The sequence below is a fragment of the Streptococcus sp. FSL R7-0248 genome (assembly GCF_037967965.1).
In the GTDB taxonomy this organism is placed as follows: domain Bacteria; phylum Bacillota; class Bacilli; order Lactobacillales; family Streptococcaceae; genus Streptococcus.
This window is the reverse complement of the sequence record NZ_CP150201.1, coordinates 1,173,607-1,198,859: the sequence shown is the minus strand read 5'-3', so window position 1 is coordinate 1,198,859 and position 25,253 is coordinate 1,173,607. Positions and strand designations below refer to the sequence as shown.

At 39.5% G+C, this 25,253-nt stretch carries 25 protein-coding genes; 24 read left to right on the top strand and 1 reads right to left on the bottom strand.

Annotated features, from left to right (window positions below; all coding sequences use genetic code 11):
- Positions 1–8: 8 nt before the first annotated feature.
- The 8 genes from NYE32_RS05770 (at position 9) to NYE32_RS05735 (ending at position 7,758) form a co-directional block, all read left to right on the top strand.
- Complete coding sequence (locus tag NYE32_RS05770; RefSeq protein ID WP_110981457.1) at positions 9–599, top strand: class I SAM-dependent methyltransferase; 591 nt, start codon at positions 9–11, stop codon at positions 597–599.
- Positions 596–1,873, top strand: a complete 1,278-nt coding sequence (locus tag NYE32_RS05765) for a pyrimidine-nucleoside phosphorylase (protein WP_156685123.1) — start codon at positions 596–598, stop codon at positions 1,871–1,873. Before NYE32_RS05770 ends, NYE32_RS05765 begins: the two co-directional genes overlap by 4 nt.
- Before the next feature lie 33 nt (positions 1,874–1,906).
- Complete coding sequence (gene deoC, locus NYE32_RS05760) at positions 1,907–2,569, top strand: deoxyribose-phosphate aldolase (RefSeq protein WP_156685122.1); 663 nt, start codon at positions 1,907–1,909, stop codon at positions 2,567–2,569.
- Positions 2,556–2,954 (top strand): cytidine deaminase, encoded by a 399-nt coding sequence (locus tag NYE32_RS05755; RefSeq protein WP_156685121.1) that lies wholly within the window; start codon positions 2,556–2,558, stop codon positions 2,952–2,954. The genes deoC and NYE32_RS05755 overlap by 14 nt, the downstream gene beginning before the upstream one ends.
- Before the next feature lie 67 nt (positions 2,955–3,021).
- On the top strand, positions 3,022–4,086 hold the full coding sequence (locus NYE32_RS05750) for a BMP family protein (protein ID WP_338390383.1): 1,065 nt from the start codon (positions 3,022–3,024) through the stop codon (positions 4,084–4,086).
- A 115-nt stretch (positions 4,087–4,201) separates the two neighbouring features.
- Positions 4,202–5,740 (top strand): ABC transporter ATP-binding protein, encoded by a 1,539-nt coding sequence (locus tag NYE32_RS05745; RefSeq protein WP_004184111.1) that lies wholly within the window; start codon positions 4,202–4,204, stop codon positions 5,738–5,740.
- Positions 5,733–6,800: an ABC transporter permease gene (locus tag NYE32_RS05740; protein WP_049546062.1), complete on the top strand. Its 1,068-nt coding sequence runs from the start codon at positions 5,733–5,735 to the stop codon at positions 6,798–6,800. The genes NYE32_RS05745 and NYE32_RS05740 overlap by 8 nt, the downstream gene beginning before the upstream one ends.
- A 1-nt stretch (position 6,801) precedes the next feature.
- Entirely contained in the window at positions 6,802–7,758 is a 957-nt protein-coding gene (locus NYE32_RS05735; RefSeq protein ID WP_002891122.1) for an ABC transporter permease, read from the top strand.
- 104 nt (positions 7,759–7,862) lie between these two features.
- Here NYE32_RS05735 and NYE32_RS05730 read toward each other — a convergent pair whose 3' ends face one another.
- On the bottom strand, positions 7,863–8,498 hold the full coding sequence (locus tag NYE32_RS05730; RefSeq protein WP_073689918.1) for an MBL fold metallo-hydrolase: 636 nt from the start codon (positions 8,496–8,498) through the stop codon (positions 7,863–7,865).
- 95 nt (positions 8,499–8,593) lie between these two features.
- On the opposite strand from NYE32_RS05730, the gene NYE32_RS05725 reads away from it, so the two are divergent.
- The 16 genes from NYE32_RS05725 (at position 8,594) to NYE32_RS05650 (ending at position 25,202) form a co-directional block, all read left to right on the top strand.
- Complete coding sequence (locus NYE32_RS05725) at positions 8,594–11,080, top strand: bifunctional DnaQ family exonuclease/ATP-dependent helicase (protein ID WP_339156875.1); 2,487 nt, start codon at positions 8,594–8,596, stop codon at positions 11,078–11,080.
- Between the two features lie 166 nt (positions 11,081–11,246).
- A complete protein-coding gene (locus NYE32_RS05720; protein WP_004182029.1) occupies positions 11,247–11,729 on the top strand; it encodes a DUF5590 domain-containing protein in 483 nt (160 codons plus the stop codon).
- A 4-nt stretch (positions 11,730–11,733) separates the two neighbouring features.
- A complete protein-coding gene (locus tag NYE32_RS05715; protein WP_022496686.1) occupies positions 11,734–12,915 on the top strand; it encodes a pyridoxal phosphate-dependent aminotransferase in 1,182 nt (393 codons plus the stop codon).
- Between the two features lie 36 nt (positions 12,916–12,951).
- Positions 12,952–14,298 carry an asparagine--tRNA ligase gene (gene asnS / locus NYE32_RS05710; protein WP_002891115.1) on the top strand — a complete coding sequence of 449 codons (1,347 nt, stop codon included), beginning with the start codon at positions 12,952–12,954 and terminating at the stop codon, positions 14,296–14,298.
- A 26-nt stretch (positions 14,299–14,324) separates the two neighbouring features.
- A complete protein-coding gene (locus NYE32_RS05705) occupies positions 14,325–14,732 on the top strand; it encodes a hypothetical protein (RefSeq protein ID WP_022496685.1) in 408 nt (135 codons plus the stop codon).
- Positions 14,733–14,840: 108 nt separating this feature from the next.
- Positions 14,841–15,221 carry a RidA family protein gene (locus NYE32_RS05700; protein ID WP_002891112.1) on the top strand — a complete coding sequence of 127 codons (381 nt, stop codon included), beginning with the start codon at positions 14,841–14,843 and terminating at the stop codon, positions 15,219–15,221.
- Between the two features lie 174 nt (positions 15,222–15,395).
- On the top strand, positions 15,396–16,049 hold the full coding sequence (gene queC / locus NYE32_RS05695) for a 7-cyano-7-deazaguanine synthase QueC (RefSeq protein ID WP_037597875.1): 654 nt from the start codon (positions 15,396–15,398) through the stop codon (positions 16,047–16,049).
- Positions 16,049–16,492 (top strand): 6-carboxytetrahydropterin synthase QueD, encoded by a 444-nt coding sequence (gene queD / locus NYE32_RS05690; RefSeq protein WP_339156874.1) that lies wholly within the window; start codon positions 16,049–16,051, stop codon positions 16,490–16,492. The genes queC and queD overlap by 1 nt, the downstream gene beginning before the upstream one ends.
- Complete coding sequence (gene queE, locus NYE32_RS05685; protein WP_339156873.1) at positions 16,485–17,201, top strand: 7-carboxy-7-deazaguanine synthase QueE; 717 nt, start codon at positions 16,485–16,487, stop codon at positions 17,199–17,201. The genes queD and queE overlap by 8 nt, the downstream gene beginning before the upstream one ends.
- A gap of 122 nt (positions 17,202–17,323) precedes the next feature.
- A complete protein-coding gene (gene queF / locus NYE32_RS05680; RefSeq protein WP_003097375.1) occupies positions 17,324–17,815 on the top strand; it encodes a preQ(1) synthase in 492 nt (163 codons plus the stop codon).
- A 262-nt stretch (positions 17,816–18,077) separates the two neighbouring features.
- On the top strand, positions 18,078–20,141 hold the full coding sequence (locus NYE32_RS05675) for a serine protease (RefSeq protein ID WP_339156871.1): 2,064 nt from the start codon (positions 18,078–18,080) through the stop codon (positions 20,139–20,141).
- A 125-nt stretch (positions 20,142–20,266) separates the two neighbouring features.
- Positions 20,267–21,037 (top strand): DUF1003 domain-containing protein, encoded by a 771-nt coding sequence (locus tag NYE32_RS05670; protein ID WP_339156870.1) that lies wholly within the window; start codon positions 20,267–20,269, stop codon positions 21,035–21,037.
- Complete coding sequence (gene rapZ, locus NYE32_RS05665; RefSeq protein WP_037603141.1) at positions 21,018–21,908, top strand: RNase adapter RapZ; 891 nt, start codon at positions 21,018–21,020, stop codon at positions 21,906–21,908. The genes NYE32_RS05670 and rapZ overlap by 20 nt, the downstream gene beginning before the upstream one ends.
- Positions 21,905–22,879, top strand: a complete 975-nt coding sequence (locus NYE32_RS05660) for a YvcK family protein (RefSeq protein WP_148512532.1) — start codon at positions 21,905–21,907, stop codon at positions 22,877–22,879. Before rapZ ends, NYE32_RS05660 begins: the two co-directional genes overlap by 4 nt.
- Positions 22,876–23,787, top strand: a complete 912-nt coding sequence (gene whiA / locus NYE32_RS05655; protein WP_004182012.1) for a DNA-binding protein WhiA — start codon at positions 22,876–22,878, stop codon at positions 23,785–23,787. The genes NYE32_RS05660 and whiA overlap by 4 nt, the downstream gene beginning before the upstream one ends.
- 17 nt (positions 23,788–23,804) lie before the next feature.
- On the top strand, positions 23,805–25,202 hold the full coding sequence (locus tag NYE32_RS05650) for a C69 family dipeptidase (RefSeq protein ID WP_073689987.1): 1,398 nt from the start codon (positions 23,805–23,807) through the stop codon (positions 25,200–25,202).
- Positions 25,203–25,253 lie beyond the last annotated feature (51 nt).

Below are 25,253 nucleotides of genomic sequence, written 5' to 3'. Positions count from 1 at the left end.
AAAAAATAATGTCAAAAATGTATTATGCTGAGACGCCAGATGCGGCTCACGATATTCATGATTTAAAGGTAAATTTGTTAGGAGAAAGTTTTCAGTTTTATACGGATGCTGGGGTTTTCTCTAAAAAAATGATTGATTATGGAAGTCAAGTGCTTTTGAGTGCATTAGATTTGGAAGCTGGAAACACACTATTAGATGTGGGCTGTGGCTACGGTCCTCTTGGTATTAGTTTGGCCAAGGTACAAGGAGTCAAAGTCACAATGATTGACATCAATAGTAGGGCAATTGATTTAGCGAAACAAAATGCTGAACGAAATAAGGTTGAAGCTACTATTTTCCAATCGAATGTCTATGAAAATGTTACTGGAAGTTTTGACTATATTATTTCTAATCCACCTATCCGTGCTGGCAAGAAGGTGGTTCATCAAGTTATTGAGGAGGCATATGATTATCTCAATCAAGGTGGTAACCTAACTATTGTTATTCAGAAAAAACAAGGAGCTCCGTCAGCTAAAGCTAAGATGGAGGATGTGTTTGGTAATGCTGAAGTCGTTAAAAAGGATAAAGGATATTATATCCTTAGAAGTGAGAAAATATGAGAACCGTTGATTTAATTGAAAAGAAAAGAGATGGAGGCGAGTTAAGCACAGAGGAAATTTCATATCTCATTAATGGCTATGTGTCTGGGAAAATTCCAGACTATCAGATAGCTGCACTGGCGATGGCAATTTATTATCAAGGAATGTCTATTCGTGAAATCCATGATTTGACCACTGATATGGTTGCTTCAGGTGAACAATATGATTTGTCGGAAATTCCAGGTGTTAAGGTAGATAAACATTCGACCGGTGGTGTTGGCGATAAGGTAACCATCATCCTTATGCCACTTGTAGCTAGCTTTGGTGTTCCAGTAGCTAAGATGAGTGGTCGTGGTCTTGGACATACAGGTGGAACGATTGACAAATTAGAGTCTATCAAAGGCTATCAGGTTGAGCGTAGCAAGGAAGAGTTCATTCAGCAAGTTAAAGACATTGGAATTTCCCTCATTGGTCAGTCTGAGCATTTAGTTAAGGCTGATAAACTTCTTTATGCCTTGCGTGATGTCACTGCAACAGTAGATTCCATTCCTCTAATCGCAAGCTCTGTTATGTCCAAAAAGATTGCAGCAGGCGCTGATAAGATTTTACTGGATGTTACTGTTGGTCAAGGCGCTTTTATGAAAAATATGTCTGACGCTGAGAAGTTGTCTGAAACCATGGTTGCACTAGGTCATGAGGTCAATCGTGAAACGATTGCAGTTATTACAGATATGAGCCAGCCACTAGGTAAGGCTATTGGTAACCGTTTAGAAATCACAGAGGCTATTGAAATTATGCAAGGTAGGGGACGTGAAGATATCACTGACTTTATCTGTGAGTTGGCTGAGATTCTATTAGATTTAGCTCAGGTTGAAGCTAGTCAGGAAGAGATTCGTCAGCACTTAGTGGGTGGAAAAGCTCTTGCTAAGTTTGAAGAACTCATTCAAGCTCAAGGTGGTGATTTGACCGATCTTTATCGTCATAGCAGTGCGCCTGTCGTGACAGATATTCATGCTCATGAAACAGGTTACATTAAAGAGTTACCTGCAATGTCATTTGGAAAATTTGCTATGCAATTAGGAGCAGGTCGAGCTACGAAGTCAGATAGTCTTAATTATGAAACAGGAATTGTATTTGAAAAGAAAGTTGGCGATTCTGTGACTCAGGGAGACCTTATTGCCAAGGTCTATAGCCAAGAAATTTTATCTGAAAAAATGCTGACTGAATTCGAAAAAAATGTTATTATGGGTAGTGAATGTAAAGAAACGACAGAAATATTAAAGATAATTCGCTAACCCTTAATTTAATTCTAATCAAGGAGTTTGTTTATGTCTGTTAATAGCTATATTGACCATACCTTACTAAAAGCTGATGCTAATAAAGAACAGATTCTTGCCCTAATTGATGAGGCTAAGAAGTATGAGTTTGCCAGTGTCTGTGTTAATCCAACTTGGGTCAAAACGGCAGCTGAATTGCTAAAAGATAGTTCTGTTAAAGTTTGTACGGTTATTGGTTTTCCTTTGGGAGCATCGACCTCCGCAGTTAAGGCTTTTGAAGCTAAGGATGCTATTGCCAATGGAGCGGATGAAATTGATATGGTAATCAATATCGGTGCTCTTAAATCTAGAAATCTTAAATTAGTTGAAGACGATATTAAAGCTGTTGTTGAAGCTAGTGGAAGTAAACTTGTAAAGGTTATCATTGAAACTTGTCTATTGACTGATGAAGAAAAGGTCGAAGCTTGCCAATTAGCAAAACTGGCAGGTGCAGATTTTGTGAAGACATCTACAGGGTTTTCTACTGGTGGCGCTACCATTGAAGATATTGAACTTATGCGAGAAGCTGTGGGTCCTATTATGGGAGTCAAGGCATCTGGTGGAGCACGAACACTTGAGGCGGCTCAAGCCTTTATCAAAGCTGGTGCAACCCGTATTGGTACTTCGTCAGGAGTGGCCATTATGAAAGGGCAAGAAAGCCATGACAGTTATTGAAAAAGAGCAAGTGATAGAAGCAGCTCGATTGGCAGCAGAAAATGCCTATGTTCCCTACTCTAAGTTTAGAGTTGGTGCGGCTTTGATTACAAAAAATGGAGAAATCTTTCAAGGCTGCAATATAGAAAATGCCTCTTTTGGATTGACCAATTGTGCAGAAAGAACGGCTATTTTTAAAGCGGTATCTGAAGGACACCGTGACTTTGAATGTCTCGCAGTATACGGAGACACCAAAGAGCCCATCTCACCATGTGGTGCTTGTCGCCAAGTAATGGTTGAATTTTTAAAATCTGATTCTAAAGTGATTCTTATCGCTGAAGATAACTCGACAGTCGAGATGACAGTCGGAGAGTTGTTACCATACTCTTTTACGGACTTACAATAGTCTAGTTGTTTTATTCTTTATTAAGCAAGTTTTCTTGCAAGTTATAGGAGGAGTGTTCAAGATGAAATTGAACAAGAAAATTATCGGACTTGGCCTTGTTGCTGTAGCAGCACTTGGTCTTGCAGCATGTGCACGTGGCGGACGCGGTGGATCATCAGCTGATTCAAAAGTTAAAGCTGCTATCGTTACAGATACTGGTGGGGTTGATGATAAATCATTTAACCAATCAGCATGGGAAGGTCTTCAAGCTTGGGGTAAAGCTAACAAACTTGAAAAAGATTCTGGCTACAATTACTTCCAATCTGGTTCAGAGTCTGACTTTGCAACAAACTTGTCTTCAGCACAAAGTCAAGGCTACAACCTCATCTTTGGTGTTGGTTTTGCTCTTCATGATGCAGTAGCAGATGCAGCTAAAGAACACGAAGATGTGAACTATGTAATTATTGACGATGTTATTAAAGACCAAAAGAACGTTGAAAGCGTTTTGTTTGCCGATAATGAAGGTGCTTACCTTGCAGGTATCGCAGCAGCTATGCAATCAAAAACAAATAAAGTTGGTTTCATCGGTGGTCAAACATCAGATACAATTACACGTTTTGAAGCTGGTTTCACAGCTGGTGCTAAGTCAGTAAAACCTGACATCGATGTACAAGTTCAATATGCTGAATCATTCTCTGATGCTGCTAAAGGGACAACAATCGCTTCAACAATGTATGCTTCAGGCGTTGACGTAATCTACCAAGCTGCTGGTGGTACTGGTACTGGTGTCTTCACAGCTGCTAAAGAAGTTAACGAAAAACTTGATGCTGAAAGCGATAAGAAAGTATGGGTAATCGGTGTTGACCGTGACCAAACAGCAGAAGGTAATTATACATCTTCAGACAAGAAAAAATCTAACTTTGTTTTGACTTCAACAATCAAACAAGTTGGTACAGTTGTTAAAGATATTGCTAACGGACAAGTCAAAGGCGATAAATTCGAAGGTGGTAAAACTAAGACTTACGGTATCAAAGACGGTGGTGTTGACATTGTAACGTCTAATCTTCCTTCAGATATCAAGGATTCAGTAGAAAAAGCTAAAGAACAAATCAAGAATGGTGAATTGAAACCAACTGATGGTCTTAGCAAATAATAGTTAAGTATAAGTCTTTATAGAACTTAGACTGAGACAAATTTTTGTCTCAGCAAAGGGAAGCAGTTAATGATCCCCTTTGCTGAAATAAAAATTATTCTTGGAAGGAGATTGTATGACGAAGCCAAATGTCATTGAGATGCACGATATTACCAAAAAATTTGGTGAATTCGTGGCAAATGACCATATCAATCTTGATGTGAGACAAGGAGAGATCCATGCCCTCCTCGGTGAAAATGGTGCAGGTAAGTCAACTTTAATGAATATGCTTTCAGGTCTTTTGCAACCTACGAGTGGTACCATTAAGGTTAAAGAACAAGAGGTGACGATTGATTCACCATCTAAAGCAACGAAACTGGGGATTGGGATGGTTCACCAACACTTTATGTTGGTTGAAGCTTTTACAGTTGCTGAAAATATCATCCTGGGTAGTGAGGTAACTAAAGCTGGTGGTGTCCTTGATATGAAGAAGGCTATCAAGGAAATTACTGAACTCTCTGAAAGATACGGTCTTGCGGTAGATCCAACTGCCAAAGTTGCAGATATCTCTGTTGGTGCTCAACAGCGTGTTGAAATCCTTAAGACTTTGTATCGTGGGGCTGATATTTTGATCTTCGATGAGCCGACTGCGGTATTGACTCCGTCTGAAATTACTGAACTTCTAAACATTATGAAGACCTTGGTTAAGGAAGGCAAGTCGATTATTCTGATTACCCATAAGTTGGATGAAATTCGAGCAGTTTCTGACCGTGTCACTGTCATTAGACGTGGTAAATCAATTGATACGGTAACGATTGAAGGGTCAACAAATGCTGACTTGGCCGAAATGATGGTTGGCCATCAGGTTTCCTTCAAGACAGAGAAAATTCCTTCAAATCCAAAAGAAGTTGTTCTTTCTATTAAAGATTTGGTGGTTAACGAGAACCGAGGAATACCTGCTGTAAAAAATCTGTCATTAGATGTTCGTGCTGGTGAGATCATCGGTATTGCCGGTATCGATGGCAATGGTCAGACAGAACTTGTCCAAGCGATTACAGGACTTCGTAAAGTTAAGTCAGGTGATATTACCATCAAGGGTGAATCTATTATTCATAAGACAACTCGTCAGATTACTGAAATGAGTGTTGGCCATATTCCTGAAGATCGTCACCGTGATGGTATGGTCCTTGAAATGACAGTTGCTGAAAATATCGCTCTTCAAACCTACTACAAAGAGCCAAATTCTAAGAATGGTATCTTGAACTATAATGTCATCAATGCTAAAGCGCGTGAATTGATGAAAGAATTTGATGTTCGTGGTGCAGGAGAGTTAATTGCTGGTGGTGAATTGTCAGGTGGTAACCAACAAAAAGCTGTTATCGCTCGTGAGATTGACCGTGACCCAGAACTTCTTATTGTAAGTCAACCAACTCGAGGTCTTGACGTTGGTGCCATTGAGTACATCCGTAAACGTATTATCGCAGAACGTGATAAAGGTAAGGCTGTGATTGTTGTCAGCTTTGAATTGGATGAAATTCTTGATATGTCAGACAGAATTGCGGTTATCTATGATGGTGCAATTCAGGGAATTCTAGATCCTGCTGAAACGAATAAGCAAGATCTTGGTATTCTTATGGCTGGTGGACAATTGAATAAGGAGGAAGCAAATGTCTAAAAAAGTACAAAATTGGGCAGTTCCTTTAATTGCTGTCCTCTTGGGAATGCTGATTGGAGCCGTTTTGATGTTGATTTTCGGTTACGATCCATTCTGGGCTTACTATGATCTTTTCACAACGGCCTTCGGCTCATTGAAAAATATTGGTGAAATTCTTCGTGCCATGAGTCCGCTGATTCTGATTGCACTAGGATTCTCTGTTGCATCTAAGGCAGGTTTCTTTAACGTTGGTTTGCCAGGACAAGCCTTGGCAGGATGGGTTTCTGCCGTATGGTTTGCTTTGTCATTCCCTGACTTACCAAAGGTGATTTCAGTTATCTGTACAGTCATAATCGGTCTGGTTGCAGGTGGTATCGCTGGGGCTATTCCAGGTATTCTCCGTGCTTACTTGGGAACTAGTGAGGTCATTGTTACCATCATGATGAACTACATCATTTTGTATGTAGCAAACAATATTATTCGCTTTGGATTTACATCTGATATGTTGCGTTCTTCAGAAGCTTCTAACAAGGTTGTAGCCTCAGCTAGTTATCAAACGGAGTACTTATCTCAAATAACTGGTGGTTCGCGTTTCAATATTGGTTTCTTCCTGGCACTTGCGGCTGCCTTCTTAGTTTGGTTCTTGCTTAAGAAAACAACAACTGGTTTTGAAATTACATCTGTAGGTCTTAATCCTCATGCTTCAGAGTATGCAGGGATGTCATCTAAACGTGTTATTATCATGTCAATGATTATCTCAGGTGCTCTATGTGGTCTTGGAGGAACAGTAGAAGGACTTGGTACATTCCAAAATGTCTTCGTTCAAAACGCTTCATTGGCTATCGGTTGGAACGGTATGGCGGTTGCGCTTTTAGCGTCTAACTCACCTGTCGGTATCCCATTTGCCGCCCTTCTTTATGGTGTTTTGTCTATTGGTAAGAGTGGTATGATTGGTGTTCCACCTGAAATTATCGATGTTGTTTCAGCATTGATCATCTTCTTTGTTGGTGCTAATTACATCATTAGATATTGGGTTCGCCCTCGTCATAAATCAGTGAAAGCTAAAGGAGGACAAAACTAATATGGACTTTATTACAATTATAGCCTTGATTGTTGCCTCTATGTTGAAGTATTCAGCACCATTGATTTTTACAAGTATCGGTGGAACTTTCTCTGAACGAGGCGGTATCGTAAATGTCGGCCTTGAAGGAATTATGGTAATTGGTGCTTTCGCAGGTGTTCTCTTTAACTTGACTTTTGCAGAAAGTTTTGGAGATGCGACACCTTGGATTGCTGCGATTGTAGCAGGTCTGGTTGGTGTTCTCTACTCATTGCTCCATGCTGTTGCGACAATTAACTTCCGAGCTGACCATGTTGTCTCTGGTACAGTGTTGAACCTTATCGCACCATCTTTGGCAGTATTCTTGACACGTGTTATCTATGGTGCTGGTCAAACACCTGCTATCAGTCATAACTTTAAGACTGTATCCTTCCCAATCTTGGATCATATCCCTTTCTTGGGTAAAGTTTTCTTCACTAATGTTTCTTTGGTAGCATATGTTGCTATCTTGGTTTCAGTAGCATCATGGTGGCTCATCTTTAAGACTCGCTTTGGTTTACGACTTCGCTCAGTTGGTGAACACCCACAGGCAGCAGATACACTTGGGATTAACGTCTATCGTATGCGTTACTATGGCGTTATGATTTCGGGCTTCCTTGGTGGTGTTGGTGGTGCGGTTTATGCACAATCAATCTCAAACAATTTTGCCGTTACAACAATTGCAGGTCCTGGTTTCATCGCTTTGGCTGCTATGATTTTCGGTCGTTGGAGTCCAATTGGAGCTATGCTCTCAAGTTTGTTCTTTGGATTGTCACAATCATTGGCAATCATTGGAAAACAGCTTCCACTCATTTCACATGTACCAAATGTGTATTTGCAAATTGCACCATATATCTTGACAATTATTGTCTTGGCTGCTTTCTTCGGTAAAGCCGTTGCACCTAAAGCGGATGGTGTTAACTATATCAAATCTAAATAAGCACTCTACAGTGTCTCAGATAAGAAGGTCTATCGGCCTTCTTTTTTATTCGAATAAAAAAGCTTGTCAATACTCACTAAAGTAGGTATGACAAGCTTTTGTTTTTATGAAAAATGTGGGTTAAAGACCTTCTCGTGACCAATAGTGGTATCCCATCCATGTCCTGGGAAAACTTTGTAGTGGTTAGGAAGTGTAAAAAGTTGCTCTTGAATACTAGTGAGTAATTGTTCGTGGTTCCCTGTTGGAAGATCCCAGCGTCCAATTGTTTCTTTAAAGAGGGCATCACCAGAAAATACAGTTTCTTCTCTATCAAAGATAAAAGAAACACCTCCAATAGAGTGTCCTGGAGTTGGAACAACTTTAAACTGAAAGTTCTTGATGTTATAATCTTCAGTAAAATCGAAGTAATGTTCTGCAGGATTGACAATAACGTCTTCCATATCGTCGTGACGTGGGAGACCAGATAAATTATCAATAGGACTCATCAACCAGTCTTTTTCAGCTTCAGCAACATAGACAGGAGGATGATTATATGCCTGACGGACTGCCTCAACACTCATAATGTGGTCGTAGTGTGTATGTGTCAAAAGGATAGCAGCAACTGGTTTGTCTATTGCTTTAAGTTCAGCTAAGATAGCAGAAGTATCACTTCCTGGATCAATGACTAGACAGGCTGTATCGTTTTCTAAAATATAGGTGTTTTCCTGAGCAACAGGATTTAAAATTCGTCTTATTTTCATAGTTCTAGTGTAGCACGAATTTCAGGCTTTTTCCAATATCAGAATGATGGCTTTGTCTTTTTTTGGTGCTTTGTATATGCTATAATAAGGTCACTATGAGTGAAAAAAACACGAATAAATATGCCATTGTTGATTTGGAAGCAACCTCCGCTTCGTCAACGGCTAGTATTATACAGGTGGGAATTGTCATCATGCAAAATGGTCAGGTGATTGACGAATTTGCAAGTGATGTTAACCCACACCAAGAACTAGATGATCACATTATTCATTTAACAGGGATTACCGATCAGCAGTTGGCTCAAGCCCCAGATTTCTCGGAAATTGCTAGAACCATTTTTGAACTGATTGAGGACTGTATTTTTGTTGCCCATAATGTTAAATTTGACGCCAATTTGCTTGCAGAGGCACTTTTCATGGAGGGCTTCGAACTAAGGACTCCTCGTGTGGATACTGTCGAATTGGCTCAGGTTTTTTATCCGACGCTAGAACAATATAAGCTATCTCATTTATCCAAGGTTCTTAATCTTGACCTAGCTCAGGCCCATACCGCTATTGAAGATGCGAGAGCGACCGGACAGCTTTTGTTTCATTTGATGGATAAGATTGCTAGCTTACCTAGACAGACAATTGAGATGCTTTTGACCTTTTCAGATAATCTTCTTTTTGAAACTGAGTTGGTTATTCGTGATGCTATAAGAGGTCAAAATTTAGGTCTATCAAAAGAATATGTCACGCTTGAAGAATCTGGAATTGTTCTTCGTAGACCTTTGACTTATAAGGCAGAACGAAAACTGTCTCAAGATTTTGATACCAATATTGCTCTCTTAGATTTGGAATCAAGACCTAAACAAAGAGAGTTTGCTGAGGCAGTAAGAAAGGAGCTTGATAATACTGATATTTCCATGATTCAGGCTCAGACTGGAATCGGGAAAACCTATGGCTATTTGCTTCCCTTGTTGGCACAGTCTGATGTAGATAAAGTGGTGGTGGCTGTTCCGACCAAGCTCCTTCAAAATCAGATTATGAATCAGGAAGCCAAAGCCTTATCGGATGTCTTTAATATTAACTTCCATAGTCTCAAAGGACCTCAGAATTATATCAAGTTAGATGCCTTTTACCAGACCTTACTTCGTCAGGACAGTAACCGTTTGATTAATCGTTACAAAATGCAACTCTTAGTTTGGTTGACTGAAACGGAGACAGGAGATCTTGATGAAATCAGACAAAAACAGCGCTATATGGCTTATTTTGATGAGATTAAGCACGATGGTAAGTTAAAGGTGGACAGTCTTTTTGCTGAATATGATTTTTGGCAACAGTCCTACCAAAGAGCCCAAGAAGCTAGGGTAGTTGTGACCAATCATGCTTATCTTTTGACGCGTATGGAAGATGATCATGATTTTGTTCGAGGAAAAACTCTTGTGATTGATGAGGGACAAAAAATGGTTCTGGCTTTGGAACAATTTTCACGTCATCAAGTCAATCTTACAGTTCTTTTGCAACATATCCATCGTATTCTTGATAGTGGTAATCAAACCTTACTTCAACAACGCTTGCTCGAAAATTTGCAGTTTGAAGTTAGCCATCTAATCCAAGAACACCAACAATTTCCTCAGAAGCAGTATAATCGCCAACAATTAGACCGTTTGCTACAAACCATTTCTGAACTGGAAGGTGAAAATGATTTGATGGAGATGTTGTCTCCACTGAAGACACCCCTTTACAGCCATTTTTGGCTTGAATCAGACTACTATCAGGAACATCGTGTGACTTATTTAAAGGCGTCACGTCAAGAACTCTTAGAACTTTCAGCTTATCTACCAAGTGCTCAAAAAGTGATAATTGTTTCAGCAACTATTGATGTAGGACCTGATGTTGATGTGGCTGATTTGTTGGGCTTAAAACAGGTACGCAAGGTTAGCCTTCCAATGGACACTTTACCCAATCAAGCTATTTGGATTGATCAAAGCATGCCTATGATTGGAGTTTCTTCTGAGGAGGAGTATGAGGTTGCTCTTGCAAAGCGTCTCCAGAAGCTATCTGAAATGGAATATCCAATTTTAGTACTATTCACGTCTCGAAAGAGTATGATGGCTGTTTCGGATTTATTGGATCATAGGGAAGTTCGTCACCTAACTCAAGAGAAAAATGGGACAGCTTTTAATGTCAAAAAACGTTTTGATAGAGGTGAGACCAATCTCCTTCTTGGTATGGGGTCATTCTGGGAAGGCGTTGACTTTGCTCAACAAGATAGGGTAATTGAGGTTATTGCACGTCTGCCGTTTGACAATCCTAAGGATCCTTTCTATCAAAAGATTGAATCTTGGTTTTCTAAGCAAGGAAAGAGTACCTTTGAGAGTTACAGTCTTCCAATGACGGTTTTACGTTTCAAACAAGCTATCGGACGTGCCCAAAGACGCCCAGAACAGCGTTCAGCTATTCTTCTTATGGATAATCGCCCACTCGTTAAGAGCTATGGAAAACTATTTCTAAAAGAAGTGACACAAGAAGTTGCGCTTAAGCCCGCTAAGTTCGAGGAAGTCAAAGAGGATATTCAGGATTTCTTAGAACAAGAAAGTTAACTTTTTAAAACCAACCTTTTCTAAGATTACTTAGATTACTTAGGTTTTATAAATTTTACTGACTTATAAAAAAGATAGACTTAATTGCTCAATACTAGCTATATTGCTATGTAAAGATTTATCATTTTCTGATATAATAAATTCAGAAACTTTTTTAGGAGGCATTATGCGTAAACAACGTTCACCCTGGACCAAAAAGCAACAGTTCATTTTTGGAATAATTGTAATCGTTGTGACCTTAATTGCCTCTTTGACTGCTATTCTTATTGTAGCGACTAAGCCTTACGTAGACGCTGAAAAGAAGGTTATTGCCATAGCAGAGAGCAAAGCAGATATTAAGACTGTTACTGAATTTGATATCTACCATGGTGAGGCTACCTATTACGGACTTCTTGGAAAGTCTGGTCAAGGTGAGAAACTGGCTGTTATCGTGAGTCATGATTCAGGTGAGGTTGATATCTACAAGCAATCGGATGGTATTAGTAAGTCAGTGGCTAAGAAAGCTGCTAAAGCCTATGGTGCTAAGGATATATCCTATGTCCACCTAGGAAAGTATGGCAAAACTCCTATTTGGGAAGTGAAGTCAGGAACCCAGTATTATCTGGTTGATTTTATCTCAGGTCAGGTTATTAAAGTGGAAGGACTATAATGAAATGACAAAATTATCAAATCGTGTATTACAAATGGAAGAAAGTGTTACTTTAGCTGCCAGTGCGCGTGCTAAAGCTCTTAAAGCTCAAGGACGTGATATCTTGAGTTTGACACTTGGTGAACCAGATTTTGTAACACCTAAGAACATTCAAGATGCTGCCATTGCCTCTATTGAAAATGGTAAGGCAAGTTTCTATACCGTAGCTTCTGGACTTCCAGAACTTAAGGATGCGATTAGCACTTACATGGAAAACTTCTATGGCTATGCTGTAAAACCAAATGAGGTTGTTGTCGGCACTGGTGCGAAGTTTATCTTATATGCTTTCTTTGCTACGGTCATCAATCCTGGTGATGAAGTCATTATTCCAACACCCTGCTGGGTTTCGTATGTAGACCAAGTTAAAATGGTTGAGGGTGTTCCAGTCACTTTCCAAACGACTGAAGCTAATCACTTTAAAGCAACAGTTGAACAACTTGAAGCTGCTCGCACTGAAAAAACTAAAGTTGTCTTGCTTAATTGTCCATCAAATCCAACAGGAATGATTTACAGCAAGGAAGAATTGCAAGCAATCGGTGACTGGGCGGTTGAGCACGATATTTTGATTTTAGCAGATGATATCTATGGCCGTTTGGTCTATAATGGCAATACCTTTACTCCAATTTCAAGTCTTTCAGATGCCATTCGTAAGCAAACAATTGTGATTAATGGTGTTTCCAAGACCTATGCTATGACAGGTTGGCGTGTTGGTTTTGCTGTCGGAGATCCAGAAATTATTTCAGGTATGGCTAAGATTATCAGTCAAACGACATCAAATCTTACAGCAGTTTCTCAATATGCTGCTATTGAAGCCTTAACAGGTGATCAATCTTCTATCGAAGAAATGCGTCAGGCCTTTGAGGAACGTTTGAATACGATTTATCCACTCCTAGCTGAAGTGCCTGGCTTTGAAGTCATCAAACCTCAAGGTGCCTTTTACCTCTTCCCTAATGTTAAAAAAGCGATGGAAATCAAAGGCTACACAAATGTTAATGATTTTACAAACGCTATTCTTGAGGAGGCTGAAGTCGCTTTGGTAACAGGTGCAGGATTCGGCGCGCCTGAAAATATTCGACTTAGCTATGCAACAGACTTGGATACTTTGAAAGAAGCAGTCCGCCGAATCAAAGCCTTTATGGAAAAATAGAATTAATATAGATCAAAAGAAAAGAGAAGTAATTACATGTCTAAACAATTAGTTTCAATTATTGATGTGCCTAAACACGTGGGCGAAGAAATCACTATCGGTGCATGGGTAGCTAACAAATCAGGTAAAGGGAAATTGGCCTTTCTTCAATTGCGTGATGGAACTGCCTTCTTCCAAGCGGTAGCTTTCAAACCTAACTTCATCGAAAAATACGGTGAAGAAGAAGGTACTGAAAAATTTGATACTGTTAAACGCCTTAGCCAAGAAACATCAGTTTATGTGACTGGTGTGGTCAAAGAAGACGAACGTTCAAAATTTGGTTACGAGTTGGATGTGACAGCAGTAGAAGTCATCGGTGAATCACATGATTATCCAATCACACCAAAAGAACACGGAACTGACTTCTTGATGGATAATCGTCACCTTTGGTTGCGTTCACGTAAACAAATGGCTGTCCAACAAATTCGTAATGCGATTATTTACGCAACTTACGAATTCTTTGATAAAAATGGTTTCATCAAATTTGATAGTCCAATTTTGTCAGGAAATGCAGCTGAAGATTCAACAGAATTGTTTGAAACGGATTACTTTGGTACACCTGCTTACCTAAGCCAATCTGGCCAGCTTTACCTTGAAGCTGGTGCCATGGCTCTTGGTCGTGTCTTTGACTTTGGTCCTGTTTTCCGTGCCGAAAAATCTAAAACTCGTCGTCACTTGACTGAGTTCTGGATGATGGATGCTGAGTATTCATTCTTGTCACATGATGAGTCACTTGATTTGCAAGAAGCTTATGTTAAAGCTCTTATTCAAGGTGTTATTGATCGTGCGCCACAAGCTCTTGAAATCCTTGAACGTGATGTAGATCTTCTTAAGAAATACATTGCTGAGCCATTCAAGCGCGTGTCATATGATGAAGCTATCGATCTTCTTCAAGCACATGAAAATGATGAAGATACTGATTACGAGCACCTCGAACATGGAGATGACTTTGGTTCACCACACGAAACTTGGATTTCAAACTATTTTGGTGTTCCAACATTCGTTGTTAATTATCCAGCAAGCTTCAAGGCCTTCTACATGAAACCAGTTCCTGGTAATCCTGAGCGCGTTCTTTGTGCAGACCTTTTGGCTCCAGAAGGTTATGGTGAAATCATCGGTGGTTCAATGCGTGAAGATGACTACGATGCTCTTGTAGCTAAAATGGATGAACTCGGAATGGATCGTTCAGAATACGAATTCTACCTTGACCTTCGTAAATATGGTTCAGTACCACACGGTGGTTTTGGTATCGGTATTGAACGTATGGTTACTTTCGTAGCTGGAACAAAACACATCCGTGAAGCTATTCCATTCCCACGTATGTTGCACCGTATCAAACCATAAGAAAAATTCTTTAGGAGTGCAAAAGTATGAAAAGATGGTTACTTGGTCTGTTGGTCTTGCTTTGTATGGTTTCAATGGTAGCTTGCAGCAAGTCTGCTCCCTCACTAGAGGGTGAATGGCAGGCACAAGATGCCTTAAAGAAGGATTATACGATTGTCTTCAAGAAAGATAAGGTCAAGATTGGTGAGCAGGATTATAACTATACAGTGGATGGTCCCAAGTCTAAAGATGACTTTACCTATTATTCGCTAAAAGTAAAAGATCAGGGAAAAGAAACGTCTTATACATTATTTTTCCCAACTAAATCCAAAGAGGTTGCTCTTTTTCTACAACCAAATGATGAGAAAGAACCCATTAAGGGTCAAATGCTCTTTGCACTTAATAAAAAAGACAAACCAGACTATTATAGCTATGTCAAAAAGTATCTGAAATAGTAGGAGAAGAATTAGCCTAGCGCTGATTCTTTTCTTTTTAGAATTATATGTTTCAATTTTCAGAATATTTTGTTATAATAGCAACATATTAGTCAAAGGAGAACTATCATGGCAAAAACTATTCATACTGATAAAGCACCAGCAGCAATCGGACCTTATGTTCAAGGTAAAATTGTTGGCAATCTTTTGTTTGCTTCTGGTCAAGTACCATTGTCACCAGAAACAGGTGAAATCATTGGCGAAACAATTCAAGAACAAACAGAACAAGTTCTTAAAAATGTTGGGGCTATTTTGGCAGAAGCTGGTACAGACTTTGACCACGTTGTCAAAACAACTTGCTTCCTAAGTGACATTAACGATTTCGTTCCATTTAACGAAGTGTATGCAACTGCCTTTACATCTGATTTCCCAGCACGTTCTGCAGTAGAAGTGGCACGTTTGCCAAAAGATGTTAAAATTGAAATCGAAGTTATCGCTGAGATTGATTAATGAAGAGAGCCTTGGCTCTTTTCTTTTTTTCTCAACTATGATAGACTATTAAAGATAAATCATTTTCGATGTTTGGGAGACACCATCGCTAAAAAAAACCATTACTGGCGTTTTTTTGGCTCCCCCAAGGGGCCTTTTTATGTGTCTCAAACATCACGAATAAAGAGGAATATTATGAAACGTCAATCAGCTTTGGTCGTCTTTAGTGGCGGTCAAGATTCTACTACTTGCCTATTTTGGGCTCTAAAACATTATGAAACAGTTGAATTAGTTACTTTTGCTTACGGGCAACGTCATAGCTTGGAAATTGAAGTAGCTAAAGAGATTGCACGAGAACAAGGGCTTAAACACCATGTTTTAGATATGTCTTTGCTTGGTCAAATTACTGAAAATGCTTTAACATCTGATATTGAGATTGAGGCAGAAGAAGGTGAAGTTCCTAATACTTTTGTGGACGGGCGTAATCATCTTTTCCTTTCTTTTGCAGCTGTTCTAGCTAAGCAACGTGGTATCACTGACATTGTTACGGGTGTTTGTGAGACAGACTTTTCTGGTTATCCAGACTGTCGTGATGTTTTTGTCAAATCGCTTAATGTCACACTTAATCTAGCCATGGCCTATGATTTTGTTATCCAAACTCCTCTCATGTGGTTAGATAAGGCTGAGACTTGGGCTTTGGCTGACCAACTTGGAGCTTTCGACTATGTTCGTGAAAAAACGCTAACTTGCTATAACGGTATTATTGGAACTGGTTGTGGGGAATGCCCTGCCTGCCATTTGCGTCAAAAAGGACTTGAAAAATATCTAGCAGAAAGAGGAGAAGCTTAATGTTCTTTGCACCGAAAGAAATCAAAAAAGAAACAGGTGAGTCTTTGGTTTACAATCCTCACCGTACAATGGTTTCTAAAGAGTTTACTTTTGATGCTGCCCACCATCTCTTTCATTATGAAGGCAAATGCAAATCGCTTCATGGTCATACCTACCATCTTCAAATAGCAGTGAGTGGTTACTTGGATGAGCGTGGCATGACCTATGATTTTGGTGACCTTAAGAGCATTTACAAGGATCATTTGGAACCTCATCTGGATCACCGTTATCTCAATGAGACTCTGCCTTATATGAACACAACTGCGGAAAATATGGTTTTCTGGATTTTCCAGATGACGAGTCAACATCTGCCAGAGGAGAGGGGACTTCGTTTGGAATATGTACGCCTTTATGAAACACCAACAGCCTTTTCAGAGTTTAGACGGGAGTGGTTGGATGACTAGAGAACGTGTACTCAAACTACCAGTGCTTGAAATTTTTGGACCAACCTTTCAAGGGGAAGGGCGAGCAATTGGTCAAAAAACCATGTTTGTAAGGACAGCAGGATGTGATTACCACTGTGATTGGTGTGATTCTGCCTTCACTTGGGATGGTTCAGAAAAGCCAACTCGTATGACAGCTGACGAAGTCATTAAAGCTTTGGATGCGCTAGGAACTTACGACTATGTTACTCTATCTGGAGGAAACCCAGCTCTGCTAGCGGCTAATATGGCTGAACTCGTTTCAAAACTCAAGGCAAGAGGCGTAACCCTGGCCGTTGAAACACAGGGTTCTCGCTGGCAGGATTGGCTAAAGGAAATTGACCAAGTCACCTTAAGTCCTAAACCGCCATCATCCAAGATGGAAGTCAATATGGAAACCCTTGACTTTATCGTTTCTCAGCTTGATCCTGATAAAGTTACCTTCAAGGTTCCTGTTTTCGATGATGCAGATTTAGCCTTTGCTAAAATGATTCAGGAACGTTATCAGCCAGATGTCATGTTTCTTTCAGCTGGTAATCCTGAACCTAAAGCAGAGGGTAATATTGTCCAACATCAATTAGATCGCCTAAAAGAACTGTGGGAGACTGTAGCTGCTGATAATTCGTGGGGCAATGTGCGTGTCCTCCCTCAGCTTCATACCCTACTCTATGATAATGAGCGTGGTGTCTAATCTTCACAGTCTATAAGATTAGAATTAATAGTATTTTGATTTTTTTGATGATTAAGATTAGAAATTTAGATTAAAAATCGACTATATAAAGGTCTAGAAAAATTAACAACAAAGGAAGAAAAATGTCACAACAAGAAGAAATGAAAAACCTCACTCTCCTTGGTAATAAGGAGACACCTTATATTTTTGAATACTCTCCACAAGTCTTGGAGTCTTTTGATAATCGTCACACTGATAATGATTACTTTATCAAATTCAACTGTCCAGAATTTACGTCACTTTGTCCTATTACTGGCCAACCTGATTTTGCAAGTATCTATATTTCTTATATTCCAGACCAGCTCTGCGTTGAGTCTAAATCTCTAAAGCTTTACCTCTTTAGTTACCGTAATCACGGAGATTTCCATGAAAACTGTATTAATACCATTGGTAAAGATTTGGTGGAGCTTTTGAACCCTCGTTACTTAGAAGTTTGGGGTAAATTTACACCTCGTGGTGGTATTTCTATTGACCCTTATTATAATTATGGCCGTCCAGAAACTAAGTATGAAAAGATGGCAGAGCAACGTCTTTTTAATCACGATCTTTACCCAGAAAATATTGATAATCGTTAATATCATGCTAAAAGTCCTTATGTTAAGGGCTTTTTTTATTTTGTTAAACACCAGTCTTTAGGGTGTAAAAGAAAGCTAATCAATAATTTTTTACAAGTAAAAGTAAGGTCATTGTTAGTTTTTTATTGGTCTGTTCTTAGAAAGTTCTATTATTAAAATAATTTGACAATAGAAGTATTATCTCCTACAATTAAAGTAAAACAGAAGCGTAAGCGCTTGCTTATAAAAGGTATATTTGTTTTTAAAAAAGGGGATGAAGACAATGAGAAAAAGTTTACGTCTATTTTCGTGCGCTGTTTTAGGGGCAGCAATATTAGCACCAACGGTAGTTGGTAATGATCATGCACAGGCCGATAGTTATTATGGCCGAGGTTACTATAATAACTATTCTTATAATCCATGGTATAGCAACTATTATCCAAACTATGGTTATAACTACGGATACAATGGTTATTATCCAGGCTATAATTACAATTATGGCTATAACTACGGTTACAATAATTACTATCCAAACTATAACTATGGCTATAATTATGGCTATAACAACTATAATCCTGGTTACAACAACTATAACGAATCAGGTACTTACCGCTATAGTAATGGTTACTTGTACTACATCTTGAGTGATGGTAGCTACTATGTTAACTATAACGGTCGTTGGGTTCGTGGTGGTGACTATAATAACAACAATAGTGGTTCTAATAATACACCAACGACAGGATATGAGGTTTTGAGAAATGACCCTCACTACCGTTACGAAAATGGTACTCACTATTATTTGAAAGATAATGGCGATTACTACTATTATTCAAATGGTAAGTGGGTGCTTGTTAAGGCTTCAAGCACAGATTCTGAAGCTCCAACAACTTCAACTGTGGATTCAACGTCATCAGCAAGTTCAGAAGTAGCCTCAACTGTGGATTCAACTTCATCAGCAAGTTCAGAAGTAGCCTCAACCGTGGATTCAACTTCGTCTGCAAGTTCAGAAGCAGCGTCAACTGTAGATTCAACTTCATCAGCAAGTTCAGAAGTAGCCTCAACCGTGGATTCAACTTCGTCTGCAAGCTCAGAAGTAGCTTCAACTGCCGACTCAACTTCGTCTGCAAGCTCAGAAGTAGCTTCAACTGTAGATTCAACTTCATCAGCAAGTTCAGAAGTAGCCTCAACTGTAGATTCAACTTCGTCTGCAAGTTCAGAAGTAGCTTCAACTGCTGACTCAACTTCATCAGCAAGTTCAGAAGTAGCTTCAACTGTTGACTCAACTTCATCAGCAAGTTCAGAAGCAGCGTCAACTGGTAACTCAAGTTCGACTGTAACTTCTGAATCTTCTTCAACAGCAACTTCAGAGACAGGTTCAACATCAGAAACAAGTTCTGAAGCTCCTGAACTTGAAAAACCACCATATGCGCCTGAAACAAACATTGACTATGATAAGTTGCCAAAACCAACATTGCCACCAACAGATTATCGCATGCACTCAGACCCACGATTTGTAGATGACAACGGTACGTATTACTACCGTGTTGCTTTGACTGATGAGGAAAATGCGCGTGGTATCGATGGTTATTACAAATGGGTTGATGGTAAGTGGAAACTCTACAATGGTACTGCCAATGATGACCCTGAGCTTGATCCAGATTTCCATAAACCAGCAGGAAACGACGAATACATGTACGATGACAACGCATCAAGTGTTAAGTTGTATTCTGAAAATGTAGTTGGTACTGGTAAAGCGGGAGAAGCTCTTCCATTCCAAAATGTTGATGAATTCAAAGACTATGTCATTAATAATCTTGCTCCAAAATTCATAGACAATGCTGGCTGGGATTGTAATGTAACTTGGGAAATTGAAGATGTTGACAACTTCAACGCTTCTAAGGGCAGTGCTTGGGCACGTGATTATGTTATTACAGCTAATCTCAAGAGCGGTGTTGACGACAAAAAATATAGTGATGTTGAATTTGGATATGTTAAATTTATTTATCATGTAGAACCAACTGAAAATTCTGATTATGTTGAAGTTGATTCAGCTAAGGCTGCCTTTAATGAAATCAATGCTCAACGTACAGCTGCCGGTTTACCAGCGCTTACATGGTCTGATGATCTTTACAATAGCACAACTCTTCCACACGCCAAAGATATTTCACATACTTACAACAGTGACGGTATTGTTTACCGTCGTGAATCTGATGGTTCAGTTGTTGCAAATAAATGGTTGAGCAGTGGTATTCGTGAACTTCTCATTAGTCCAGATGCTACTCAAGCTGCAGTGGCTTGTGTTGTCGCAGGTGATGGTACTTACTACTGGACTTTGAATTACCAATAAGAAGATGTTAAATTAATTGTCCCAATAATGAGGAGTCTGAGGTTAGTCTTTGACTCTTTTCCTTTATCTATTGAACGTTTAAGCTTTCAATATGGTATAATAGAGCCTAGAAAGAAGGCGAAAATATGCAGGTTAAGAGAGTTCAGGATTATATCTCTAAAGAGTGGTTCGATGAAACCGATGGCTCCTATTTCGAACGACTAAATAGTCGTTTGCAGGTGCTTTTGAAAAAAGATTACCCTGATTTACAAGGACATGATTTCATTAGTAATATTAGCCTTTTGGATTATAGGTTAGTTTTTCTCGACGAGATTATCGCAAATGCTAATGAGAAAAATGAGCACGTGCGTGAAACAGTTCATGATGTGACCAAGAGTTTGCTCTACGAGGACCAGGATGTCCAGGAACAATTGGATAGTCGAATTACTTTTGGACAGAAAGTGGCGGATGAAGTGGCCAGATTTGGTGGATCTTGGACTTTTATCTTGTCATTCATTGCTTTTATGGCTATTTGGATGGGGCTGAATGTTGTTCAACCCTTTGGGATTGCCTTTGATAAGTATCCTTTTATTCTGTTGAATCTGGCCTTGTCCACTCTAGCTGCCGTTCAGGCACCATTGATTATGATGAGTCAGAATCGGGCATCGGATTACGATCGATTGCAAGCACGAAATGACTATAACGTCAATAAACAATCAAAGGAAGAAATCCGACTTTTACATGAAAAAATTGATCACTTGGTGCAACAAGACCAATCAGATTTGCTTACTATTCAAAAATTGCAGACAGAAATGATTATGGGGGTTAGCCAACAAGTTGAAAAAATGTCAGACGATATTCGTGTCTTGAAAGAAGAAAGACTAGAAAGGGAGTCCCATGGGAACGAAAAAAATTAATTTAGTTGTTGTAACAGGGATGAGCGGGGCAGGTAAGACTGTTGCGATTCAATCCTTTGAGGATATTGGATACTTCACTATTGATAATATGCCACCTTCTTTGGTACCAAAGGTTATCGAATTGGTAAAACATAGTGAAGAGACAGATAAGATTGCTCTTGTCGTTGATATGCGAAGTCGCTTGTTCTTCGATGAAATCAACGATATTTTGGATAAATTGGAAAGCAATGAGGAACTTAATTTCAAGATTCTTTTCTTGGACGCTACGGATGGTGAATTGGTTTCTCGTTACAAAGAGACACGTCGTAGTCACCCACTGGCGGCAGATGGCCGTGTTTTGGATGGCATCAAGTTAGAGCGTGAGCTTTTGTCACCGCTTAAGAGTTTGAGTCAAAACGTAGTTGATACGACAGAATTGACTCCGCGCCAACTTCGTAAGGCTATTTCTGAACAGTTCTCATCTGAACAAGACCAATCTTCTTTCCGTATTGAAGTTTTGAGTTTTGGTTTTAAATATGGACTGCCATTGGATGCAGATCTGGTTTTTGATGTCCGTTTTTTGCCAAACCCTTATTATGATCCTGCCCTTCGTAACCTCACAGGTTTGGATAAAGAGGTTTTTGATTACGTCATGAAGCATACGGAATCAGAAGACTTTTACAATCATTTGACACAGCTTATTAAACCAATCTTACCTGGCTACAAAAAAGAAGGTAAGTCTGTTCTTACTATTGCTGTTGGGTGTACAGGTGGTCAACACCGTAGTGTAGCTTTTGCACATCGTCTAGCCCAAGATCTAAAAAATGATTGGACAGTCAATGAAACACATCGTGATAAGGATCGACGTAAGGAGACGGTGAATCGTTCATGAAAAAACCAAGAATTACAGTAATAGGTGGGGGAACTGGTATTCCAGTCATTCTTCGTAGTTTACGTCATAAGGATGTTGATATCACTGCTGTGGTAACTGTAGCTGATGATGGCGGTTCTTCAGGAGATTTGCGTGATATCATGCAACTGACACCTCCAGGGGATTTGCGTAATGTTTTGGTTGCTATGAGTGATATGCCTAAACTTTATGAAAGAGTTTTTCAATATCGTTTTGATAAAACCGATGGCGCTTTGGCCGGTCATCCACTTGGAAATCTAATCATCGCTGGAATTTCAGAAATGCAGGGCTCTACCTATAATGCCATGCAGCTTCTGACGAAGTTTTTCCACGTCACAGGTAAGATTTTTCCTGCCAGTGAGACTGCCTTGACGCTTCATGCCGTTTTTCAAGATGGTCATGAAGTAGCAGGTGAGAGTAGTATTGCCCAGTACGATGGCATGATTGAGCGCGTTTATGTGACCAATACCTATAATGATGAAGAGCCTAAGGCCAGTCGTAAGGTTGTTGATGCTATTATGAATAGTGATATGATTGTTTTAGGTCCTGGGTCTCTCTATACATCGATTTTGCCCAACCTGGTGATACCAGAGATTCGTCAGGCTCTTATTGAGACCAAGGCTGATGTCACATACATTTGTAATATTATGACGCAGTACGGAGAAACTGAGCAATTCTCAGATGCTGACCATGTGGCTGTTCTTAATCGTCATCTTGGCTCCGATGTGATTGACAATGTCTTAGTTAATATCAAGAAAGTGCCTAAGGAATACATGGCAAGTAATAAATTTGATGAATACCTTGTTCAGGTTGAGCATGATTTTGAGGGCTTACGTCGTGAAGCAAAAACAGTTGTGTCTTCTAATTTTTTGCGACTTGAAAATGGTGGTGCCTTCCACCATGGTGATTTGGTAGTGGATGAGCTCATGCATCTAGTGAGGAATAAGTCATGAGTTTCACGATTAAGGTTAAAGAAGAGATAATTGCAGCTTCAAGCAAAGACAAGGCTGAATTGTCAGCATTGATTAAGATGTCTGGTTCTGTTGGCTTGACCAACCAAGGATTGACTCTTTCCATCTCAACAGAAAATGCAAAGATTGCGCGACATATCTACCAATTAATGGAAAGTCGTTATCAGAGTAATCCTGAATTGAGACATCATAACAAGACTAATCTCAAGAAAAATCGTGTTTACACGGTTTTTGTAGCTGACCATGTCAATGATATTTTGTCCGATTTACAATTGGCGGATTCTTTCTTTGGCTTTGAAACAGGCATCGAAACATCAGTAATGGAAGATGACGAAGCTGGAAGATCCTATTTACGAGGTGCTTTTTTGGCGACTGGAACAGTTCGTGATCCTGAAAAAGGCCGTTATCAATTAGAGATTTTTTCCGTTTACCAAGACCACGCAGAGGACTTGGCTTCCCTCATGAAAAAATTTATGCTCGATGCCAAGGTTTTGAGTCATAAAAATGGTTTTGTGACCTATCTTCAAAAAGCTGAGGATATTATGGACTTCCTCCTTGTTATTGGTGCAATGAACTCTAAGGATACCTTCGAAGAGGTTAAAATTATGCGAGAGACCAGAAATGATCTGAATCGTGCCAATAATGCGGAAACAGCTAATATTGCTAGAACGATTAGTGCTAGTATGAAAACAATTAATAATATTATCAAGATTATGGATACGGTTGGCTTGGAGATTTTACCTGTGGAGCTGCGCCAAATTGCCCAACTCCGTATTGCCAATCCAGATTACTCTATCCAGCAAATCGCAGATAGTATAGAACCTCCTCTGACCAAGAGTGGTGTCAATCATCGTCTCAGAAAAATTAATAAAATTGCGGACGATTTGTAAGTAGAAAGGAAGCTTTTATGGCTTGTACAACGATTTTAGTAGGTAAGAAAGCCTCATATGATGGCTCTACCATGATTGCACGTACTGAGGATTCTCAATCTGGCGTTTTTACGCCCAAAGAATTTCTCGTCGTGACCCCTGAAGACCAACCGCGTCATTATCAGTCTTTGCTTAGCAAGTTTTCAATTGATTTGCCAGATAATCCTCTACGTTATACTTCTGTTCCAGATGCACTTGGTAAAGACGGTATCTGGGGTGAAGCTGGTATTAACTCATCTAATGTTGCCATGAGTGCAACAGAAACAATCACCACCAATGCGCGTGTACTCGGTGCAGACCCTCTTGTTAAAGATGGTTTTGGAGAAGAGGATATGTTAACATTGGTCTTGCCATATATCAAGACGGCGCGTGAAGGTGTCCTTCGTTTGGGGCAACTTCTTGAAACTTACGGAACTTACGAATCTAATGGTATTGCTTTCTCAGATACTGAAGAAATTTGGTGGCTAGAGACCATTGGTGGTCACCATTGGATTGCAAGACGTGTTCCAGATGATGCCTATGTCACTAACCCAAACCAACTTGGCATCGATCACTATGAGTTTGAAAATCCAGACGACTATTTAGCCTCACCAGACATTCGAGATTTTATTAATAAACATCATTTGGATCTGACTTATTCTAATGAACACTTTAATCCACGTTATGCTTTTGGTAGCCAACGAGATAAGGATCGTCATTATAATACACCACGTGCCTGGGCAATGCAGAAATTCTTGAACCCAGAAAAAGATTATGATCCAAAATCATTCTTTATTCCATGGTGTCAAAAACCATACCGCAAAATTACAGTTGAAGATGTTAAATATGTCTTGAGTCTTCATTACCAAGATACACCTTACGATCCTTATGGACCTCAAGGAGATGCGGTGAGTCAACGCCAATTCCGTCCAATCGGTATCAACCGTACTAGTCAAACAGCTCTCTTGCAAATGCGTCCTAACAAACCGTCAGAAACGACTGGTATTCAGTGGTTAGCCTATGGATCAATGCCATTTAGTACAATGGTGCCATTCTGGACTCAAGTCGGAACAACACCTGCTTATTTCCGTCAAACAACTGATAAAGTGGATACAGGTAATTTCTACTGGAGTAATCGCTTGATCGCTGCTATCTGTGATCCTCATTTCCAACAGCATGAAGCTGATTTGGATGCTTATGTAGAAACAACTATGGCTCTTGGCCATGCTATGATTAATCATGTAGATACTGCTTTAGCAAATGGTGAGAGTATTGATTTTGAAGCTGAAAATCAAAAAATTAGTGATAAGATTCAGTCAGAAACAGATAATCTATTGGCAAAAGTCTTAGATGATGCAAGTAATTTGATGACCAATCGTTTTTCTATGAGTGATTAAAGTCATCAAAAAAGCCTTTCCATAAAATTGGAAAGGTTTTTTAGTATTGTA

Excerpts from the sequence above, each read along its gene's own strand:
- NYE32_RS05675 (WP_339156871.1), top strand. The coding sequence starts at position 18,078 with ATGAGAAAAAGTTTACGTCTATTTTCGTGCGCTGTTTTAGGGGCAGCA.
- NYE32_RS05720 (WP_004182029.1), top strand. The coding sequence starts at position 11,247 with ATGCGTAAACAACGTTCACCCTGGACCAAAAAGCAACAGTTCATTTTT.
- NYE32_RS05705 (WP_022496685.1), top strand. The coding sequence starts at position 14,325 with ATGAAAAGATGGTTACTTGGTCTGTTGGTCTTGCTTTGTATGGTTTCA.
- NYE32_RS05770 (WP_110981457.1), top strand. The coding sequence starts at position 9 with ATGTCAAAAATGTATTATGCTGAGACGCCAGATGCGGCTCACGATATT.
- queE (WP_339156873.1), top strand. The coding sequence starts at position 16,485 with ATGACTAGAGAACGTGTACTCAAACTACCAGTGCTTGAAATTTTTGGA.
- NYE32_RS05660 (WP_148512532.1), top strand. The coding sequence starts at position 21,905 with ATGAAAAAACCAAGAATTACAGTAATAGGTGGGGGAACTGGTATTCCA.
- NYE32_RS05715 (WP_022496686.1), top strand. The coding sequence starts at position 11,734 with ATGACAAAATTATCAAATCGTGTATTACAAATGGAAGAAAGTGTTACT.
- NYE32_RS05730 (WP_073689918.1), bottom strand. The coding sequence starts at position 8,498 with ATGAAAATAAGACGAATTTTAAATCCTGTTGCTCAGGAAAACACCTAT.
- NYE32_RS05725 (WP_339156875.1), top strand. The coding sequence starts at position 8,594 with ATGAGTGAAAAAAACACGAATAAATATGCCATTGTTGATTTGGAAGCA.
- asnS (WP_002891115.1), top strand. The coding sequence starts at position 12,952 with ATGTCTAAACAATTAGTTTCAATTATTGATGTGCCTAAACACGTGGGC.
- NYE32_RS05765 (WP_156685123.1), top strand. The coding sequence starts at position 596 with ATGAGAACCGTTGATTTAATTGAAAAGAAAAGAGATGGAGGCGAGTTA.
- NYE32_RS05755 (WP_156685121.1), top strand. The coding sequence starts at position 2,556 with ATGACAGTTATTGAAAAAGAGCAAGTGATAGAAGCAGCTCGATTGGCA.
- NYE32_RS05740 (WP_049546062.1), top strand. The coding sequence starts at position 5,733 with ATGTCTAAAAAAGTACAAAATTGGGCAGTTCCTTTAATTGCTGTCCTC.
- deoC (WP_156685122.1), top strand. The coding sequence starts at position 1,907 with ATGTCTGTTAATAGCTATATTGACCATACCTTACTAAAAGCTGATGCT.
- NYE32_RS05735 (WP_002891122.1), top strand. The coding sequence starts at position 6,802 with ATGGACTTTATTACAATTATAGCCTTGATTGTTGCCTCTATGTTGAAG.
- queF (WP_003097375.1), top strand. The coding sequence starts at position 17,324 with ATGTCACAACAAGAAGAAATGAAAAACCTCACTCTCCTTGGTAATAAG.
- NYE32_RS05650 (WP_073689987.1), top strand. The coding sequence starts at position 23,805 with ATGGCTTGTACAACGATTTTAGTAGGTAAGAAAGCCTCATATGATGGC.
- queD (WP_339156874.1), top strand. The coding sequence starts at position 16,049 with ATGTTCTTTGCACCGAAAGAAATCAAAAAAGAAACAGGTGAGTCTTTG.
- queC (WP_037597875.1), top strand. The coding sequence starts at position 15,396 with ATGAAACGTCAATCAGCTTTGGTCGTCTTTAGTGGCGGTCAAGATTCT.
- NYE32_RS05700 (WP_002891112.1), top strand. The coding sequence starts at position 14,841 with ATGGCAAAAACTATTCATACTGATAAAGCACCAGCAGCAATCGGACCT.
- whiA (WP_004182012.1), top strand. The coding sequence starts at position 22,876 with ATGAGTTTCACGATTAAGGTTAAAGAAGAGATAATTGCAGCTTCAAGC.
- NYE32_RS05745 (WP_004184111.1), top strand. The coding sequence starts at position 4,202 with ATGACGAAGCCAAATGTCATTGAGATGCACGATATTACCAAAAAATTT.
- NYE32_RS05670 (WP_339156870.1), top strand. The coding sequence starts at position 20,267 with ATGCAGGTTAAGAGAGTTCAGGATTATATCTCTAAAGAGTGGTTCGAT.
- rapZ (WP_037603141.1), top strand. The coding sequence starts at position 21,018 with ATGGGAACGAAAAAAATTAATTTAGTTGTTGTAACAGGGATGAGCGGG.